We start from the raw sequence: 2370 nt of genomic DNA, 5'->3' as shown, positions 1-2370 counted from the left end.
AGCGACGGAAACCCAGCGCACAAACCCGTTTATCTTCCGTCACTACTCCCGCGTCAAGCAGTGCCTGCCTCGTAAAGCCGGCTATATATTCCTGATAGGTGTGCGCCAACGGCATCCAACTCAGCGGCGCATAGACCATGCAGTTAGCGATCGGCAGATGGGGGTTTAATCCGAGTGCCTCCTCCACGGAGGATGGCGGTGTAAATGGGTACTTTTCAGGCGGGGTGTAACCCTGCGGGGTGCCTGCCTCTGTCCCCCAGAACCGGCTGGATGACACCTGCCCCAGCGCATTCAGGGTGATGTGTTGTTGGTTGTCATTCGCATCCGTTATCTGAACGGGGGTCAGGAAGCGGTAATCATAGGTGGTATCTGTATATAGGCCGGCAGCATCCTGCATGCGAATGACGGCACAATAATGGGTATCCCAATGAATGACGTTTTTTCCAACCTGCACCGTAGCGCGCTGGGCCAACGGACGGTAAAACGCCTCCGCCCCGCCGTAATCGGTATGGCCCTGACGGGCAACCCAAACCGCCGATTCCGCCCCGGTATTGAACGGTCGAGGAATATACAAATAACCCGCTTCAATTAATTTCTTTTCCAAGGCTTCAGGGGTTAATGTGCCATTAAAGGCCTGCAACGCCAGCTCATCAAAAACCGCGGTTTCGGTATAAGCCACCAATGCCTGCCGGGTCGGGTTTTCTTCGGGGCCGGTATAGGCCACACGCTGATGCCCCAAATAGGTCAGGGGCGTCCCCGGCGCTATCAGACTGTTTGCGGCCAGCAAGTCCTCTACCGTAAGACCTTCACGAGGTACCCGTTCTGCCGGGTAGGCCCAGGCATCGCTTCGCACGACATCCGTCAGTCCCAGTACCTGATATTCCGTGTGAGTCAGGTGATGGTAACCTTGCCGTTGCCGGGTAAGCCGCAATTGCTGTTGCTGCTCATCATAGCTGCTGTCAAATAATGTCTCCGGCAGCGTATCCGGGTAAGGCGAGACAGCGGGTTTAGGGCGGCGGGGATAAGCAATCTCGACGGTCTCCCGTGGGAAACCGTAGCGGTCACTATTCAGGACCACCTGCTGATGACATTGCGGATCTTCGGCAATACGTTCATATTGCCAGGTTCTTTGCTCAATCACACTGGGCCAGACTGTCGGCGAGTTGCCCGGCAAACCCGCAATCAGCCTGACCTGGGGCCGGCTGTCCATAACAGTATACGGCACGCCCGCGAGCACCGTGTCATCGTCACCATAGACTTCATTGTGTAACGGTTGGCCTTTTAATGCCCGGTGCAGCCAGTAAGCCTCCTCCGTTGAGGGCACGAACGTGACATCCTGTTCTTTATCAGGGTCAAAATGCGTAAAACGGCAGGTAAAGGGCGGGAAAGCCTGTTTGTCCCCGTGCCAGAATTCATTTGCCAACAGGGTATCAACGGCGGGAACTCCCGTGGCAAACCAGCTGATCGTGATGGCTGGCGACAGGGGATCGGTGACTGACGAATGGGTTGCCAGTGCCAGCTTATCAGTATCTTTCTGTCTGACCCGGCCAAATCCCCGGAACTCACGCTCTCTGCCATCCCAGGCACCATGGGCATAATCCTGCTCTGATGTCAGCCGGTTACCCGTGATTTCATCCAATACTTCGGTACGCCACAAGACATGAACAGGGAAGGGCAGATAACTGGTTACAGCACGTCCCACGTTTTCGGCCTGGTGTTTTTCATCCAGCCAGAACTGTGCCGAACTGCGGTAAAACAGGGTGGTCTCCGCGCCCATATTGTTGTTGATGGTATTCAGCAACCCGGGTTTGTGTTGGGTCATATCCAACCGCCAGTGCTGCACCGCCATATGGGGAACTGTCAGAATAATGCTGGATACGCCCAATCCCTGCGTATCAGCGATGTGTAACTGACACGTCCGGTTAAACAGGACATTCTCAGGCAGATTGATACGCACCGGTGCCGAAAATTGATTGCCGCTCTCATTGATAAACAGCTCCAGATAGGTGCTGTGGACATAGAGAATATCGGTGGTGCCGGAGCCGTCAATATCGGCCAGATACACCTGATCGGGATTAAAGTTTTTGGTTGAAACCGTTAAACCTTCCAGCTTGACGGGGTGCCCAAAACGGCCGTGTCCGAGATTAGGCCAGCACATCACACCGTCAGCAGCAATCTCCACCAGATGTTGCTGGCCGGTACCCAGCATATCAGCAAAGGCCACCAGTTTTCGTTCATCCGCGCCGGGGATCGGTAATGTCATGCCGTCGGACTGGATAACGGTGCTGCCTTTTTTCCAGCCCGTTGGTTGGTTAGCGTACAAACGGACACTGCGGGGTCCAATCATGACCAAATCAGCCAGTCCCGCCC

The 2370-nt window shown here is 55.1% G+C and carries 1 protein-coding gene; it reads right to left on the bottom strand.

The window, feature by feature from the left end; genetic code table 11:
- Nucleotides 1–2370: toxin TcdB middle/C-terminal domain-containing protein (locus Xenpb_RS19170; RefSeq protein ID WP_304952559.1), on the bottom strand; the 2370-nt coding region annotated here is incomplete at both ends.

The sequence above is a fragment of the Xenorhabdus sp. PB62.4 genome, from assembly GCF_014467285.1.
GTDB lineage: Bacteria > Pseudomonadota > Gammaproteobacteria > Enterobacterales > Enterobacteriaceae > Xenorhabdus.
Note: the sequence above shows the minus strand (reverse complement) of the source record. Positions and strands in the feature narration are given on the sequence as shown.